This window comes from Sedimentitalea todarodis (assembly GCF_032595355.1).
Lineage (GTDB): Bacteria > Pseudomonadota > Alphaproteobacteria > Rhodobacterales > Rhodobacteraceae > Sedimentitalea > Sedimentitalea todarodis.
Map to the genome: position 1 here is coordinate 115,593 of NZ_JASMWN010000001.1, position 15,531 is coordinate 131,123.

At 61.4% G+C, this 15,531-nt stretch carries 13 protein-coding genes; 4 read left to right on the forward strand and 9 right to left on the reverse strand.

Features of this window, described 5'->3' with window-relative positions; all coding sequences use genetic code 11:
- The 3 genes from atpA to QO231_RS00560 all read right to left on the reverse strand — a co-directional run bounded on the left by atpA (nt 1) and on the right by QO231_RS00560 (nt 3,156).
- Nucleotides 1–1,539, reverse strand: coding sequence for a F0F1 ATP synthase subunit alpha (gene atpA, locus QO231_RS00550; protein WP_316771981.1), 1,539 nt, complete (start codon nt 1,537–1,539; stop codon nt 1–3).
- Nucleotides 1,540–2,100 carry a F0F1 ATP synthase subunit delta gene (locus QO231_RS00555; protein WP_316771983.1) on the reverse strand — a complete coding sequence of 187 codons (561 nt, stop codon included), beginning with the start codon at nt 2,098–2,100 and terminating at the stop codon, nt 1,540–1,542. It lies immediately after the preceding gene.
- Nucleotides 2,101–2,388: 288 nt separating this feature from the next.
- Nucleotides 2,389–3,156: a class I SAM-dependent methyltransferase gene (locus tag QO231_RS00560; protein WP_316771984.1), complete on the reverse strand. Its 768-nt coding sequence runs from the start codon at nt 3,154–3,156 to the stop codon at nt 2,389–2,391.
- Between the two features lie 62 nt (nt 3,157–3,218).
- Between QO231_RS00560 and gloB the strand changes: the two genes are divergently transcribed.
- The 3 genes from gloB (at nt 3,219) to QO231_RS00575 (ending at nt 7,442) form a co-directional block, all read left to right on the forward strand.
- Nucleotides 3,219–3,986 (forward strand): hydroxyacylglutathione hydrolase, encoded by a 768-nt coding sequence (gloB, locus tag QO231_RS00565; protein ID WP_316771986.1) that lies wholly within the window; start codon nt 3,219–3,221, stop codon nt 3,984–3,986.
- Nucleotides 3,987–4,158: 172 nt separating this feature from the next.
- Nucleotides 4,159–6,480, forward strand: coding sequence for an ATP-dependent Clp protease ATP-binding subunit ClpA (gene clpA / locus QO231_RS00570; protein ID WP_316771988.1), 2,322 nt, complete (start codon nt 4,159–4,161; stop codon nt 6,478–6,480).
- Nucleotides 6,480–7,442, forward strand: coding sequence for a M23 family metallopeptidase (locus tag QO231_RS00575; protein WP_316771991.1), 963 nt, complete (start codon nt 6,480–6,482; stop codon nt 7,440–7,442). The genes clpA and QO231_RS00575 overlap by 1 nt, the downstream gene beginning before the upstream one ends.
- 6 nt (nt 7,443–7,448) lie before the next feature.
- Here the strand turns inward: QO231_RS00575 and QO231_RS00580 are convergent, their stop codons facing one another.
- From QO231_RS00580 to QO231_RS00590, 3 genes are all read right to left on the reverse strand, one after another.
- Nucleotides 7,449–9,770, reverse strand: coding sequence for a peptidoglycan -binding protein (locus QO231_RS00580; protein ID WP_316771994.1), 2,322 nt, complete (start codon nt 9,768–9,770; stop codon nt 7,449–7,451).
- 3 nt (nt 9,771–9,773) lie between these two features.
- Nucleotides 9,774–10,952 carry a biopolymer transporter ExbB gene (locus QO231_RS00585; protein ID WP_316771997.1) on the reverse strand — a complete coding sequence of 393 codons (1,179 nt, stop codon included), beginning with the start codon at nt 10,950–10,952 and terminating at the stop codon, nt 9,774–9,776.
- A gap of 69 nt (nt 10,953–11,021) precedes the next feature.
- Nucleotides 11,022–11,552 carry a gamma-glutamylcyclotransferase gene (locus tag QO231_RS00590; RefSeq protein ID WP_316771999.1) on the reverse strand — a complete coding sequence of 177 codons (531 nt, stop codon included), beginning with the start codon at nt 11,550–11,552 and terminating at the stop codon, nt 11,022–11,024.
- A gap of 65 nt (nt 11,553–11,617) precedes the next feature.
- On the opposite strand from QO231_RS00590, the gene QO231_RS00595 reads away from it, so the two are divergent.
- Nucleotides 11,618–12,619, forward strand: coding sequence for a DUF2125 domain-containing protein (locus tag QO231_RS00595; protein WP_316772001.1), 1,002 nt, complete (start codon nt 11,618–11,620; stop codon nt 12,617–12,619).
- 21 nt (nt 12,620–12,640) lie between these two features.
- Here the strand turns inward: QO231_RS00595 and QO231_RS00600 are convergent, their stop codons facing one another.
- The 3 genes from QO231_RS00600 to hisC are packed head-to-tail and all read right to left on the reverse strand — an operon-like array spanning nt 12,641 to nt 15,470.
- Nucleotides 12,641–13,468: an extensin-like domain-containing protein gene (locus QO231_RS00600; protein ID WP_316772004.1), complete on the reverse strand. Its 828-nt coding sequence runs from the start codon at nt 13,466–13,468 to the stop codon at nt 12,641–12,643.
- Entirely contained in the window at nt 13,465–14,388 is a 924-nt protein-coding gene (locus QO231_RS00605) for a prephenate/arogenate dehydrogenase family protein (protein ID WP_316772008.1), read from the reverse strand. Before QO231_RS00605 ends, QO231_RS00600 begins: the two co-directional genes overlap by 4 nt.
- Nucleotides 14,385–15,470: a histidinol-phosphate transaminase gene (hisC, locus tag QO231_RS00610; protein ID WP_316772011.1), complete on the reverse strand. Its 1,086-nt coding sequence runs from the start codon at nt 15,468–15,470 to the stop codon at nt 14,385–14,387. Before hisC ends, QO231_RS00605 begins: the two co-directional genes overlap by 4 nt.
- Nucleotides 15,471–15,531 lie beyond the last annotated feature (61 nt).

Genomic DNA, 15,531 nt, shown 5'->3' on the forward strand with positions numbered 1-15,531 from the left:
TCAAGCGAAATCGGCGGCGAATTCGTCGAGAGCTGCTTTGACTTTCTCTTCGGCGTCACCTTTGATCTTGGGATCTTCGTCGGTGATGTACTTCAGCAGTTCTGCCTTCTTGCTGCGCAGATGCGCCAGCAGACCGGCCTCAAAGCGGCCAACGGCGGAAACCGGGTGCTTGTCCAGATAACCCTTGGTGCCTGCATAGATCACGCACACGATTTCGGCGTTGGTCAACGGCGAATACTGGGGCTGTTTCATCAGTTCGGTCAGGCGTGCGCCCCGGTTCAGAAGCTGCTGGGTCGCGGCATCGAGGTCGGAACCAAACTGCGCAAAGGCCGCCATTTCTCGGTACTGCGCCAATTCCAGCTTGACCGGACCAGCGACCGACTTCATCGCGTTGGTCTGAGCGGACGATCCCACACGCGACACCGACAGACCGGTGTTCACCGCAGGACGGATGCCCTGATAGAACAGTTCGGTTTCGAGGAATATCTGGCCGTCGGTGATCGAGATCACGTTGGTCGGAATAAACGCCGAGACGTCGCCGCCTTGGGTTTCGATGACCGGAAGCGCTGTCAGCGACCCTGCGCCATTGTCTTCGTTCAGCTTGGCCGAACGTTCCAGCAGGCGGGAGTGAAGATAGAAAACGTCACCAGGATAGGCTTCACGTCCGGGCGGACGACGCAGCAGCAGGGACATCTGGCGATAGGCAACGGCCTGTTTGGAAAGGTCATCATAGATGATCAATGCGTGACGGCCATTGTCGCGGAAGTGTTCCGCCATCGCGGTCGCGGCATAAGGCGCGAGGAACTGCAGCGGGGCAGGTTCGGACGCGGTTGCGGCAACGACGATCGAATAGTCCATCGCGCCGTTTTCTTCGAGCTTTTTCACCAGCTGGGCCACGGTCGAACGCTTTTGGCCAATCGCGACGTAGACGCAGTATAGCTTCTTGCTCTCGTCATCGCCAGCGGCGTCATTGTAGGTCTTCTGGTTCAGAATGGTGTCCAGCGCCACGGCGGTTTTGCCTGTCTGGCGGTCACCAATGATCAGTTCCCGCTGGCCACGGCCGATCGGGATCATCGCATCCACGGATTTCAGGCCGGTTGCCATCGGTTCGTGCACGGATTTACGCGGGATGATCCCCGGTGCCTTGACGTCAGCAACGCCACGCTTGTCGGTATTGATCGGGCCCTTGCCGTCCAGCGGGTTGCCCAGACCGTCCACAACGCGGCCCAGCAGTTCGTCCCCGATCGGAACGTCCACGATCGAGTTGGTCCGCTTGACGGTATCGCCTTCCTTGATGTCCCGGTCGGACCCGAAAATTACGACGCCGACATTGTCGCTTTCCAGGTTCAGGGCCATGCCCTGAATGCCACCGGGAAATTCGACCATTTCACCGGCCTGTACATTGTCGAGGCCATAGACGCGGGCGATCCCGTCACCGACGCTTAGCACGCGACCGACTTCGGCCACTTCGGCTTCCTGACCGAAATTCTTGATCTGGTCTTTCAGGATCGCAGAAATCTCTGCTGCTTGGATACCCATTTATCCGACCTCTTTCATTGCATTCTGAAGGGAGTTGAGCTTGGAGCGGATCGAGGTGTCGATCATCTTCGAACCCACTTTGACGACAAGACCGCCGATGAGGGATTCATCGACGGTCGAATTTATAGTTACGGTCTTGCCAACCCGCTCCTTGAGCGTGCTTGCAAGCTTGTCAGACTGTGCCTTGGTCAGGGCCTTGGCGCTGGTGACCTCGGCAGTCACCTCGCCACGTTCCTGTGCGATTTGCTCTCGCAGGGCGCCGATCAACTGTGGCACGACAAACAGGCGGCGTTTCTGCGCCATCAACGACAGCGACTTGGCCAGCACCTCGTCGAGGCCCATTTTCTTGGCAATCGCGGTGATGGCGTTCTCCTGGTCACTGCGCGACACCAGAGGAGACTGGATCAGACTGCGCAAATCGGCGCTTTCGTCCACTGCGCTCGCCAGATCATTGACACTGGTTTCGAGGCTGTCGAGTTTTTTGTTCTCTTGTGCGATCTCAAAGATCGCTGTGGCATAGCGCGCAGCTATTCCTGTGGAAATCGAAGCTGTTTCGGACACGTCTACCCTTCCAATATTTGGCCTCGGTGTGTCGCGGTTTCCCGCGAATTCCGAGGGCGTGAAGAGACCTTGCGGTCCGCAAGGCGTCAAAATCAGCGTGGATGTAGCAGAGCGTACTCTCGCCCGCAACATGCTATAGCGATTCCAATACCACCGAATAATCGCCTATTTCTAGTATTTTAGCCTGCCTGCGACGGTTTGCGCCTCAATTGTTGAGCGAAATATGTAGGGTTTTGGCTCGGTTGTGCGATTCCTAGGCCCCAAATCTTGAATGTTCAGCATGAATACCTAATCAGGTCTCGGCCCTGGCAGCGTCATGGCGTTGGCGGGTTTTGCCAACCCTTCAAGCGCCTTGATCGGGCTCTTGGCGAGATCGCGTACGATGGTCCCGGTGGGCGGTTGTACGCGTTTGGTCGCCTCGACCATGAACGCGCCTCCGGGGAAAGCACGGGGCACGTGGCTGCCGTATTTCTCAAAAAGCGGTGCCGATTTCAGCCAGAAGCGTTTGGCTGATGGCGGTTGGTAGAGCGCCGCGCCATACCCTTCGGGCAGGAAATGATGGCGTTTGAGTTGCGTTTCCAGTTGGCTGAGCGTGTAGGGGCGGCCAAAGCCAAACGGAGTGCGGTCGCTGCGCGACCATAGCCCGGCCCGGTTGGGCACGACAAACAGCGCCTTGCCGCCCGGACCCAGGACCCGCCAGCATTCTTCCAGAAGGCGCGTGGGGTGTTCGGAGGTTTCAAGCCCGTGCATCACCACCAGCTTGTCCACATGCCCGGTTTCGATCGGCCAGAGCGTTTCCTCGGCCAGTACCGACACATTGGGAAATCCGGCGGGCCAGGGCATCACCCCCTGCGGTGCCGGCATCAACGCAATCACGCGGCGCGCATCCGACAGATAGGGCCGCAGCAAGGGTGCAGCAAAGCCGAACCCTACCACGGTCTGGCCCTTGGCTTCCGGCCACAGTTTCAGCATACGCCCGCGAATCGACGATTGCGCCGCACGTCCCAGCGTGCTGCGATAATAGAAATTGCGCAGATCCTGTACATCAAGGTGCATTGCGGGTGTCCGTCCGATCAGCCAAGACTGGGCGCAGTCTAACAATGAAAAGGCGAAACACCATGCCTCTTGAGATTTTCACGATCCCCTGTCTGAACGACAACTACGCCTTTGTCGCCCATGATGCAGGCAGCGGCGAAACCGCCCTGGTTGACGTACCCGAGGCCGCGCCGATCCTTGCGGTGCTAAAGCAACGGGGCTGGACCCTGAGCCATGTGCTGCTGACGCATCATCATCCGGATCATGTTCAGGGGCTGAACGAGGTGCTGACAATGCATCCGGCCAAGGTTGTCGGCGCTGCCGCCGACGCGCATCGACTGCCGCCCCTGGATATGGCAGTTGCCGAAGGCGATACCGTGCAGGTAGGCGGCGAGATCGGGCATGTGCTGGATGTGTCCGGACACACTGTCGGGCATATCGCCTTTCATTTTCCCGAAAGCCGGGCAGTGTTCACGGCGGACAGCCTGATGGCTCTGGGCTGTGGGCGGCTGTTTGAGGGCACTCCCGCGCAGATGTGGAACTCGCTCAGCAAGCTGGCGGCGCTGCCATCCGATACCGTGGTCTATTCCGGGCATGAATACACAGAGGCCAATGGGAGCTTTGCCCAGACCGTTGATCCGGACAATCCCGACCTTGCGGCGCGGATCAAGGATATTGCCGAGGCACGTGCGCGGTCGGAACCAACGGTGCCGTCGCTGTTGTCTCTGGAGCTGGCCACGAACCCGTTCTTGCGTGCGACCGACCCAAGGGTTCAGGAAAATGTCGGAATGTCGGGTGCGGATCCGGTTGACGCCTTTGCAGAGATTCGCAAGCGAAAAGACCGGTTCTGATGCTTGGATTGTGCACGCTTTGACAACGTTCACCCGGCAAATCGGTAAAAAAAGTGAGAAAAGCCTTGAAGCCGGGGCGCGATCAACCAAACTCTAACACTATGAGGACATGGTCGGTTCAGGGAGCAGCATTGCCTGTTTTCCGCCCGACCCAGATAAAAGGAGCGCGCGCGTGCCTTCATTCTCGAGCACACTGGAACAGGCCATTCACGCCGCGCTTGCGCTGGCGAACGAGCGGCGACACGAATTTGCAACGCTGGAACATCTGCTTCTGGCACTGCTGGACGAACCTGATGCAACCCGTGTGATGAAGGCGTGCAGCGTCGATATGGACGAGTTGCGCAGCACACTGATCGAATTCGTTGACGAGGACCTGTCGAACCTCGTGACCAATGTCGATGGATCGGAAGCGGTGCCCACGGCCGCGTTTCAGCGCGTCATCCAGCGGGCCGCGATCCACGTACAGTCTTCGGGGCGCACCGAGGTGACAGGCGCCAATGTTCTGGTGGCGATTTTTGCGGAACGCGAAAGCAATGCCGCCTATTTCCTGCAGGAGCAGGAGATGACCCGGTACGACGCGGTCAATTTCATTGCACATGGTGTGGCCAAGGACCCGGCCTTTGGCGAAGCGCGTCCCGTAAGTGGCGCACCAGAGGCCGAGGAAGAGCCGCAGGGTGTCACCGAGGGGGAAAAGAAAGAGAGCGCCCTGGCCAAGTATTGCGTCGATCTGAACGCCAAGTCGCGGGAAGGTGATATCGATCCGCTGATCGGTCGCGATGACGAGGTCGAGCGCTGTATTCAGGTGCTGTGTCGCCGCCGCAAGAACAATCCGTTGCTGGTGGGCGACCCCGGTGTCGGCAAGACCGCCATAGCCGAAGGGCTGGCTCGGAAGATCGTGGCGGGTGAAACCCCCGAGGTGCTTGCCGAAACGACGATTTACTCTCTGGATATGGGTGCACTGCTCGCCGGGACCCGCTATCGCGGCGATTTTGAGGAGCGCCTGAAGGCGGTCGTGACCGAGCTTGAGGATCATCCCGACGCGGTGCTTTTCATTGATGAAATTCATACCGTGATCGGAGCTGGCGCGACATCCGGCGGGGCGATGGATGCGTCCAACTTGCTGAAACCCGCGCTGCAAGGCGGCAAGTTGCGCACCATGGGGTCGACGACCTACAAGGAATTCCGTCAACATTTCGAAAAGGACCGGGCGCTGTCCCGCCGCTTCCAGAAAATCGACGTGAATGAGCCGTCTGTAGAGGATTCGATCAAGATCCTGCGGGGACTGAAGCCCTATTTCGAAGAACATCACCGGGTCAAATACACTGCGGACTCGATCAAGACCGCGGTGGAACTGGCCGCGCGCTACATCAATGACCGCAAGTTGCCTGACAGCGCCATCGACGTGATCGACGAGGCCGGTGCGGCGCAGCATCTGGTGATCGCTGCCAAGCGGCGCAAGACCATCGGCACCAAGGATGTCGAGGCCGTGGTCGCCAAGATCGCGCGTATTCCACCCAAGAACGTCAGCAAGGGCGATGCCGAGATCCTCAAGGATCTGGAAGCTTCGCTCAAGCGGGTCGTGTTTGGCCAGGATGATGCCATCGATGCCCTGGCCAGCGCCATCAAACTGGCGAGGGCCGGGTTGCGTGAACCTGAAAAACCCATCGGCAACTACCTTTTCGCAGGGCCTACGGGTGTCGGCAAGACGGAGGTCGCCAAGCAATTGGCAGATACGCTGGGCGTGGAATTGCTGCGTTTTGACATGTCCGAATACATGGAGAAACACGCCGTCAGCCGTCTGATCGGTGCGCCTCCGGGCTATGTAGGATTCGATCAGGGTGGCATGCTGACCGATGGTGTGGACCAGCATCCGCATTGCGTGCTGCTGCTGGACGAAATGGAAAAGGCGCACCCCGATGTCTATAACATCCTGTTGCAGGTCATGGATCACGGTGAATTGACCGATCACAATGGACGCACGGTAAGCTTCCGAAACGTGGTTCTGATCATGACCAGCAATGCGGGTGCAGCAGAGCAGGCGCAGGCCGCGATCGGCTTTGGTCGTGATCGGCGTGAAGGCGAGGATACCGCCGCGATCGAACGCACGTTTACGCCGGAATTCCGCAACCGGCTGGACGCGGTGATCTCGTTCGCGCCGTTGCCGAAATCGGTGATCCTGCAGGTGGTCGAGAAGTTCGTGCTGCAGCTCGAGGCGCAGTTGATGGATCGCAACGTCACCATCGAACTGACCAAACCGGCTGCCGAATGGCTTGCTGACAAGGGCTATGATGACAAGATGGGTGCGCGTCCGCTGGGCCGTGTCATTCAGGAGTACATCAAGAAGCCTCTGGCCGAGGAACTGTTGTTTGGCAAGCTGGCCAAGGGCGGCGTGGTCAAGGTCGGCATGAAGGATGGCAAACTGGACCTGCGCATCGATGGGCCGGACAAGCCGCGCCTGCCGGGAGACAAGCCGCCATTGCTGACCGCAGACTGATGCGCGCGGCGCTCGCCGCAGTGTTTCTCTCGCCCGCCGCTAGCGTTGCGGCGAGCGATTTTCGTCTGGACCTGCCGATTGACTGTGTGCCGGGCGAGACCTGCTATATCCAGCGATACGTGGACCACGATCCCGGCCCGGGTGTCCGCGATTTTCGCTGTGGCGCTCTGAGCGGGGACGATCACAAGGGGACTGACTTTGCCTTGCACACGCTCGCGGACATGCGCCGGGGTGTTGAAGTACGCGCAGCAGCGCCCGGTGAGGTTGTCGGGATGCGCGACGGAATGCCGGATCGGCTCTATACGCCCACGCATGCCGCCGAGATCGACGGTCTGGAATGCGGTAACGGCGTCGTCTTGCGGCATGACACGGGTTGGGAGACGCAGTATTGCCATCTGAAATCCGGATCGGTGCGTGTCGAGACAGGCGATCAGGTAGTGGCGGGCGGCGTGTTGGGCCAGGTCGGGCTGAGCGGGCTCACCAACTTTCCCCACGTCCATCTGAGCGTTCGAAAAGATGGAACAGAGATTGATCCCTTTCGACCGGAGGCCGGCGCAGGGTGTGCCGCGCCAACCGTTTCCCTGTGGCGCGAAACACCGGAGTACACGCCCGGCGGGCTGATCTATGCCGGATTTGCCGACCATGTACCCGACCTTGACGCGATTGCCGATGGTACGGCGGCGATGCCGGATATCGGGCCGGATGCGGATGCGCTGGTGCTGTTTGCCTTTGCCTATGCGGGGCAGGTGGATGACATTATCATGTTGTCGATCGAAGGCCCCGACGAGACTGTCATTAAAACCGACATGACGCTGGACAAGGCACAGGTTCGTTTTTTCCGCGCGGCGGGCAAGCGGTTGACGCGCCCGGAATGGCCAAGCGGTTCATACAGAGGTACGGCCATCTTGCTGCGGAACGACGAGGAACTGGACCGGCGCATCGTGCATTTGGTCCTTCCCTGAGCGACGTCACTTCTCGGTAAGTTTCAACTCGATCCGACGGTTCTGCGCCCGTGCGTCGGGCGTGTCATCCGTGTTCAGTGGCTGAAACTGACCAAATCCGTTGGCGGACAGGCGATCGGGCGCAATCCCGAGGAAGTCGACCATATAGCGCACCACTGACAGAGCGCGACCCTGACTGAGTTCCCAATTGTCACGATATCGCCCATAGCTGATTAGCGGTACATCATCGGTATGGCCATCGACGCGGATCACCCAGTCGATTTCAGGGGGGATATCAGCGGCGATGCTGCGCAGAATGCGGGCGACCTTGGCTATTTCGGCCTGGCCCTCGATCGACAGGTCTGCACCCCCGGGGGGAAACAGGACTTCGGACGAGAACACGAACCGGTCCCCCTCGATGCGCACACCGTCCTGGTTGCCGAGAAGATCGCGCAGCCGCCCAAAGAACTCGGACCGGTATTTTTGCAGATCCTGCGCCTGTGCTTCCAATTCCTGGCTTTTGGCTTGCAGGGCACGGGCTTCTTCCTCGAGCCGCTTGCGCTCGGCTTCCTCCAGAAGTCGGCGCCGGCGTTCCTCCGAGGCGGCGCGCGCCAATGCGGCGTTCAGGTCGGACCCGAGGTTTTCCAACTGGACCTTGGCGGCAGCATCGCGTTCTTCGTAGTCATCCAGCAGCGCCTGTAGGCCGCCCAACTGTGTGCGCAACGCGGCGATCTGCTGATTGAGAAGCGCAGTCTGGCGTTGCGCCCGCGCCGAAATTTCTTTTTGCTCCGACAGGGTTTCGCGGGCCTGTTCCAACAGTCCGGCGCGGTCAGATGACGTGGCTTCGGCCTGTTGCCGGGCGGCAAGGGCCGCCGCGAGCCGCGCCTGCAGAACCTCTTGATCGGTGGCGGCGATCTGGGCGCGTTCCAGGGCCTCCAGCGCCTTGAGCAGGCGTGCCTCGACATCGGCGCGGTCTTGCGCGGTTGTCGAAGCCGATTGACGCGTGGCGTTCAGGTCGGCCTGTGTCCGGTCAAGTTCTGCCTGCAAACTGTCGCGCACGCCATTGGCTTCTGCGAGTTGCCTGCGCAGCGCCTCTTGAGCCGTGTCGCTTTCCGATTGCAAGGCGGCAAGACGGGCTTCCAACCCGCGCCGGATTTCGGTGTTTTCCTGCTGTAGGCGGGCCAGTTCGGATTCGTATTGCGATTGGCTCTGCACGGTTTGCGCCCGCTGTCGCGCAAGTTCATTCTCCAGCGCATCGCGGGTGTCTGCGGCAAGCGCCTGTGCCGTCTCAAGTTGGGTGCGTAGTTCGGTCTCGGTGGCGGCACTCTCCTGACGAACACGGGCGAGGTCGCTTTCCAGCGCAGCCAGCGACCGGCTGTTCTCGGCCTGGCTGACCTCCATCTGGTTCAGCACATTGGTGAGACGGTCAACCAGCGCGTCTCGTTTTCCGGCTTCGGTCTGAGCGGCGGCGATCACAGCGAGCGCTTCGGTCAGTTCCGTGTCCAGCGTGGCGCGCGCCGCCTCGGCAGCGGCCAGCAGGGTCAGCGTATCCTCGGCTTCCCTGCGCTGTGCCTCAAGCGAGAGGGTCATCGCCGTCAGTTCCGCATCGGCATTCTGCAGGCGCTCGCGCAAGGCATTCGCGGCGGCAGCTTCGGCAAGGCGCGCGGTTTCTTCGTCGGACAGCTTTTGTTGCAGCGTTGTGATGTCTTTGACGCTCTGGTCGTTGTCGCGTTGCAGATCGGCGATCATCGCCTCCAGTGCGTTTCGCCGGGCGGCGGCGAGTCGGGCGGCTTCCGACTGGGCGTCGATCTCGCTGCGGCTCTGGGCAAGGGCGAGGTTCAGCGCCTCCTGGTCGGACAGCAGGTTGGCGCGATCCGCCGTCAATTCGGCGATGTTCTGTCGTGCGCGATCCTGATCAGCCAGCAGAGTCGCAACCTGCGCCTCAAAACTGGTGATCTGCGACCGGGCCTGTTGCAGCGCTGCGGCCTGACTGTCGCGCTGCGTCGTCAGTGCGGCGATGACAGAAGTTTGATTGGCGATCTGTTGTTGGGCCTGATCCAGAAAGGCTTGGGTCTGGGTCAGGGTCGCGTCCAGCGCACCGACACGTTCGGAAAGATCACTGGAACGACGTTCTTCAAGTCCCAGGGCATCGGCCAGCGCCGTCACCTCCGCAGAGAGGACATCAAGCTCGCTTTCCTGCCCGGAGATGGTTTCGCGTAAGACATATTGCACCACCATGAAGATGGTCAGCAGGAACATGAGAACCAGCAGCAGACCGGTCATCGCGTCGACAAAACCGGGCCAGATCGAGGCCTGAAACCGGGCTCCGGTGCGACGCGAGAGGGCCATGCTCTAGACCTCGCCGCTTTCGTTGCCGGCCTGCGGTCTGCGCCCGTCGCCGCGCGGACGATCCATCGCCTTGGCCAACAGCTCGATATCCTTGCGCAACTCGGCAAGGCTCTCCTGACGCCCGGCCGAGATTTCTTCGAGAATGCGCAACATCTGCACATCGATGGAGCGCAGGCGCATCCGGCTTTCGGCATCGATTCCATCGCCGGCCTGTTCGCGCAGGGTTTCGTTCAGGGTTTCCTGACCCGTCGCCATCCGGTCGAGCGCTGTACCGATCCGATCCGACGGGTCCTGACGCGCCATGCCGTCGAGCAACGCGGCGAGTTTCTGGTCAACCGCGACGCGGCTGGCTTCGGATCGTGTGACCACCTGTTGCAGGGTCTCCATCTGTTCGGCCATGTGATCCAGAACGCCGGTCATCGTCCCGGTATCGGACTGGCCGTCTTCGCCCGAGGAAAAGCCGACACGTGTAATCGAGGACAGCCATTCCTCAAGCTCGCGGTAAAACCGGTTCTGCCCGTGTCCTGCAAAGAGTTCCAGCAAACCTACAATCAGCGATCCGGCAAGCCCCAGGAGCGAACTGGCAAAGGCAACACCCATGCCGCCAAGCTGTTTTTCCAGACCGGTCATCAGCCTGTTGAAAACGTCCAGTCCCTGTTCGCCCTCTTGCGGCGCGAGGCTGCGAATGGTTTCGACCACGGCGGGGACGGTTGTGGCCAGCCCGTAAAACGTGCCCAGCAACCCGAGAAAGATCAGCAGGTTGACGATATAGCGCGTAATGTCACGCTCTTCGTCGATCCGGGTGGCGACCGAGTCAAGGATCGAGCGGGTCGAGGAGGAACTGAGCTGCATCCTTGCGCCGCGGGCGCGCAAGAGCGACGCGAGCGGAGCCAGAAGTTGCGGCGGCTTGACGGCGGTATCAGTCTGACCCGAAGCAAAGCGTTCGATCCAACGCACCGACCCGATCAGTTGCAGGACCTGAAAGAAGGTTGCCAGAACTCCGATGACGAAGACAAAGAAGATGAACCCGTTCAGGTAGGGATTGGCCTCAAACACAGGAAGCACACGGGGCAGGGCGACGAATACGCCGAAACCCGCCAGCCCAAGCGCTGTCAGCATCATCAAGATCTGTCGCACAGGCTGACTGAACTGCGGCCTGGGTTTGCGGTCTGGTTCGGCCATACGCCCCGGTCCTGACACTTATCTGCTCCCCGGCAAGACTATAGAAGAATTCGGGAGCGCGCCAAGGAATTATGCCGCAAGTGCACGGACCCGTTCAGCGAGCCAGTTCAGATCGGGATCATGCAGCCCGATTTCGGCCAGATGGGACGTGGTGTTGAACAGGTACTCGGTGTTCGGGCCGCGCCCGCCAACCGCGCGGGCGATGATCTGCGCCTGTTCCTCGAGCGGCAGCCCGCCACAGTATTGCACATGGTTCGGGTCGATCACGTAAGTGACGGCAGTGATGCGTTGCCCGTCCGCAAGCGTGACGGCAAGGTCTTTTTCCAAATAGGCTGATGAGATCAGTTCGCGTTCGCGCAGGCAGTCCAGCGTTTGCGCCTCTTCTCCGTCCTGAACCGCCAGCGCGATGCCCTGACAATGCGCACCCTGCACCTCGTCAAGCGCCAGAACAAGGCCAGGTTCTGCTTCGGTTCCGCGATGATGGATCGAGCGCATGCAGAACGACCGGGCATAGTCGTCAAGCGTTGCAATCATGCTGTGGGCCACCGGAAAGCCGGGGTTCCACAGTAAAGAGCCATATCCGAACACCCACATCGTCATCTTGCTGGTCCTTGCCGATTTCGCCCTATAAACAGCAAAGCAACGTCGGGGAAAAGGGGCAGGGCGTGATCCGATTGCTGAAAATTCTGCTGGTTCTGGGGCTTGTATGGTCGGCCTATTGGTACGGGGCTGGCTATGTCCTGCGCCAAAGCGTGACTGCGTGGTTTACCGCGCAGACCGAGCGTGGCTGGCAAGCGGACTATGCCGATATTTCAACGTCTGGGTATCCGACGCGCCACATCACGACGCTGACAAACCCGGCGCTGGCCGATCCCGCCACCGGGGCCGCGTGGCAGGCCGACTGGCTGAACATGGACAGCCCGGCGATCTGGCCCGGTCAGCAGACGCTGGTGTTTCCGGCCACGACGCAATTGTTATCCTATTTCGATCAGACCGTGGCGCTGCGCGCCGAAGGCATCGTGGCCGACCTGCATCTGAAGCCGGGGCGCGATCTGGCGGTGGAGTGGATGGCCCTGACCTCCGGCCCCTGGCAGGTCGATGACGCAACTGGTGAGGTTTTGGCCGCGGATGCGATTGTCCTGTCGATGCAGGGCACAGATCAGGCCGAAACCTATAAGTTCAACGTGGATGCGCCGCAGTTCGTGCCGGGGGCCGCATTGCGTCGATGGGTGCGGCCATCGGCAGCGCTGCCAGACAGCTTTGATACGCTCGAACTGGACATGAAAGTCCGGTTTGACCGCCCGTGGGATCGCCGCGCGCTCGAAGATCGCCGCCCGCAGCCGGTGGAAATCGACCTCAAGCTGGCGCAGGCGAAATGGGGCGCATTGGCGCTTTTGGCGGCGGGTCAGGTGACGGTTGATGGACGTGGTGTGCCGACCGGAGAATTGTCGATCAAGGCCGAGAACTGGCGCGACATGCTGGCGATTGCACAAGGGTCGGGCGCGGTGCCGGACTATGCCATTGGCCCGACCGAGCGGATTCTGAACCTGTTGTCCAACATGAGCGGCAACCCGGAAACGCTGGACGTCACGCTCAGCTTGCGCGACGGGATGGTCACTCTTGGGCCGTTTCCGCTTGGACCGGCCCCGTACCTGTATCTGCGCTAGCGCCATGGCACGAGGCCACTGCTAGCGGCAATAGGGTCCGCTGCGATAGCTGGCCGTATCAAAGTGGAAATGATCGCGGTGGTATCCGTCCGATCCCGGCCCCAGCGTGGTGCCGAAAACCCCGCAGGCACGCTTGTAGGCCTTGCGCAGGGGTTTGCGGGTCGTGCCCTGCCCCCAACCCTTCAGAACGGTAATCACTTCGCCGTCCATCATCGTAAAGGCCGACAGATCGATGGCGTTGCCCTTGCCATGTTCGGAGATCCGAGCGCCCCGCTTGTTGTTGCGGGTGCGGCAGGCATAGTGGGCGGCCACCTTCACTTCGACGACGGGGCCACGTTGGCGAAACGCGGGCTTCAACCCCAGTTCCGTCCATTGCCGCAGGGCCGTGGCGGTCCGGCAGTTCATCAGCGCGGGCGGGTTCAGGCGCACACCCGCCACCGTGTTGACACGGACTGCATCCTTGATGCCGCAGGCCTTGATCCGACCAGGGACATAACCGACGTTCTCGCCCTGAATCTTGAGATCCCCGCATACCGCGCCCTTGCGGCGCAGCTTCCGTTTCGCCATCGCCTGACTTTCGATCGACGGTGGCCGAGGCCAGGGGCGCGCCGAGGTATCGGGTGACAGAAACGCGAGGCCCTCGGGGCGGGACGCCGCGATGATCGTTTGCTCTGACGCCGGGCGCAGATGGGGGCGCATCCGGGCGACGGCGAGCAACTCGGTCGCGGCCGCCGCGGCATCGGGGTTCGGGCGCGACTGCGGGCGCGGAGATGTTTCTGGCGCGGCAGCGGCAATCGGCAAACCCCAGATCACACAGGCGAGTGTTGTGAACCAGCGGCGCAGCATCATCTGGGCGTCTTCTTTCGGCCAAAGTCGGGGGCATCAGTATCCTGCCCTGCCTCGATGATGCTTCGCCGGATTGCACGGGTACGGGTGAAATAGTCATGCAGGTGATCGCCGTCGCCCCTGCGGATGGCACGTTGCAACGCAAACAACTCTTCGGTGAATCGGCCCAGAATTTCGAGCGTTGCATCCCTGTTGTTCAGGAATACGTCGCGCCACATCGTTGGGTCGCTGGCTGCAATGCGCGTGAAATCGCGGAATCCCGCCGCAGAATACTGGACAACTTCCCTGTCGGTCACGCGGCGCAGGTCGTCCGCGACGCCGACCATTGTATATGCGATCAGGTGCGGCGCATGGCTGGTCACCGCAAGCACCAGATCGTGGTGATCGGAGTCCATGATTTCGACGTTTGAGCCAAAGCCCTGCCAAAGGCTCTTGAGGCGCGCAATCGCGGCCTCATCGGTATTGTCGACCGGCACAAGCATACACCAGCGGTCCTCGAACAGTTCGGCAAAACCGCTCTCGGGGCCGGAATGCTCGGTCCCTGCCAGCGGATGGCCGGGCACAAAATGCACACCGTCCGGCAGGTGCGGGGCAACCGACTGGATCACCGCACGCTTGACCGAGCCGACATCGGTCACCGTGGCACCCGGTTTGAGGTGCGGACCGATCGCGCGCGCGACCTCTTCCATCGCACCGACCGGCACCGCCAGCACGACTAGATCGGCGTCCTTGACGGCCTCAGCGACGCTGTCACAGACGCGGTCGCACAGGCCGATCCGGCGGGCGGTGCCGCGGGTTTCCTGCGACCGGGCATATCCGGTGACCTCGCCGGCCAATCCGGCCCGCTTGATCGCCCAGTACATCGAAGACGCGATCAGGCCCAGCCCGATCAGCGCGACGCGGTCATAGATGACCCCGCTCATGTCGCACCACCTTTGAACGCGGCAATGGCCGCGACTACGCGCCGGCAGGCGATTTCGTCTCCTACCGTGATGCGAAGTGCCCGTGGCAGCTTGTACCCGGCGACGCGGCGCACGATCAGGCCCCGGGCCTGCAGATAGCTGTCACAGGCTTCGGCCTCGGCCTGATCGGCGAACCGGGCGAGGATGAAATTCGCGCAGGACGTGTCTGACGGCACGCCGATTTCGGCCAGCGCCTCGGCCAACCAGGTGCGCCACCTGGCGTTCTGGGCGCGGCAATATTCGACATAGGCGGTATCGTGAATGGCGGCCTCGGCGGCGGCAAGTGCACTGCTCGACAGGTTGAACGGACCGCGCACGCGGTTCAGCACATCGATGATGGCCTGCGGGCCATAGCCCCAGCCGACGCGGAGCCCGCCCAGCCCATAGAGCTTGGAAAACGTGCGGGTCATGACCACGTTGTCGCGCTCGGCGATCAATGCGGCCCCGCCGTCAAACCCTTCGACAAACTCGGCATAGGCCCCGTCCAGCACGAGAATCGCCTGCGATGGCAGCCCCTCAGCCAGCCGCGCAACTTCACTCGCGCCGATCATCGTGCCAGTCGGGTTGTTGGGGTTGGCAATGAACACCAGCCGTGTCCGGTCGGTACAGCCCGCCAGAATTGCATCCACGTCGGTCACGCGCTCCCGTTCGCGGACTTCGACCGGGGTGGCCCCGGCGGCCAGTGCACTGATCCGGTACATGGCAAAGCCGTGCTCGGTATATATGACCTCGTCCCCCGGCCCGGCATAGGTCTGGCACAGAAAGGTGATGATCTCGTCACTTCCCACGCCGCAGATGATCTGTTCCGGATTCAGCCCGTGGACCGCGCCGATCGCCTGGCGCAGGGCACCGTGATCGGTGCAGGGGTAGCGGTGGATCTGTGCGGCGCTGTTCTGAACCGCTGCGATGGCCTTTGGGCTGGGACCGAGCGGGTTTTCGTTGCTCGACAGCTTGATGACGTTGCTGACACCGGGCACATGCGCCGCGCCGCCCTGATACAAGGCGATGTCCATGATGCCGGGTTGCGGCGTGATCAGGCTCATGTCGGGGCTCCCAGAAAATTGCCCCCTCATAGCGTCAGAGCGGCCCGGAGAAAACCCGCAA

Excerpts from the sequence above, each read along its gene's own strand:
- QO231_RS00560 (WP_316771984.1), bottom strand. The coding sequence starts at position 3,156 with ATGCACCTTGATGTACAGGATCTGCGCAATTTCTATTATCGCAGCACG.
- atpA (WP_316771981.1), bottom strand. The coding sequence starts at position 1,539 with ATGGGTATCCAAGCAGCAGAGATTTCTGCGATCCTGAAAGACCAGATC.
- gloB (WP_316771986.1), top strand. The coding sequence starts at position 3,219 with ATGCCTCTTGAGATTTTCACGATCCCCTGTCTGAACGACAACTACGCC.
- QO231_RS00580 (WP_316771994.1), bottom strand. The coding sequence starts at position 9,770 with ATGGCCCTCTCGCGTCGCACCGGAGCCCGGTTTCAGGCCTCGATCTGG.
- QO231_RS00605 (WP_316772008.1), bottom strand. The coding sequence starts at position 14,388 with ATGAGCGGGGTCATCTATGACCGCGTCGCGCTGATCGGGCTGGGCCTG.
- QO231_RS00585 (WP_316771997.1), bottom strand. The coding sequence starts at position 10,952 with ATGGCCGAACCAGACCGCAAACCCAGGCCGCAGTTCAGTCAGCCTGTG.
- hisC (WP_316772011.1), bottom strand. The coding sequence starts at position 15,470 with ATGAGCCTGATCACGCCGCAACCCGGCATCATGGACATCGCCTTGTAT.
- QO231_RS00590 (WP_316771999.1), bottom strand. The coding sequence starts at position 11,552 with ATGACGATGTGGGTGTTCGGATATGGCTCTTTACTGTGGAACCCCGGC.
- QO231_RS00575 (WP_316771991.1), top strand. The coding sequence starts at position 6,480 with ATGCGCGCGGCGCTCGCCGCAGTGTTTCTCTCGCCCGCCGCTAGCGTT.
- QO231_RS00600 (WP_316772004.1), bottom strand. The coding sequence starts at position 13,468 with ATGATGCTGCGCCGCTGGTTCACAACACTCGCCTGTGTGATCTGGGGT.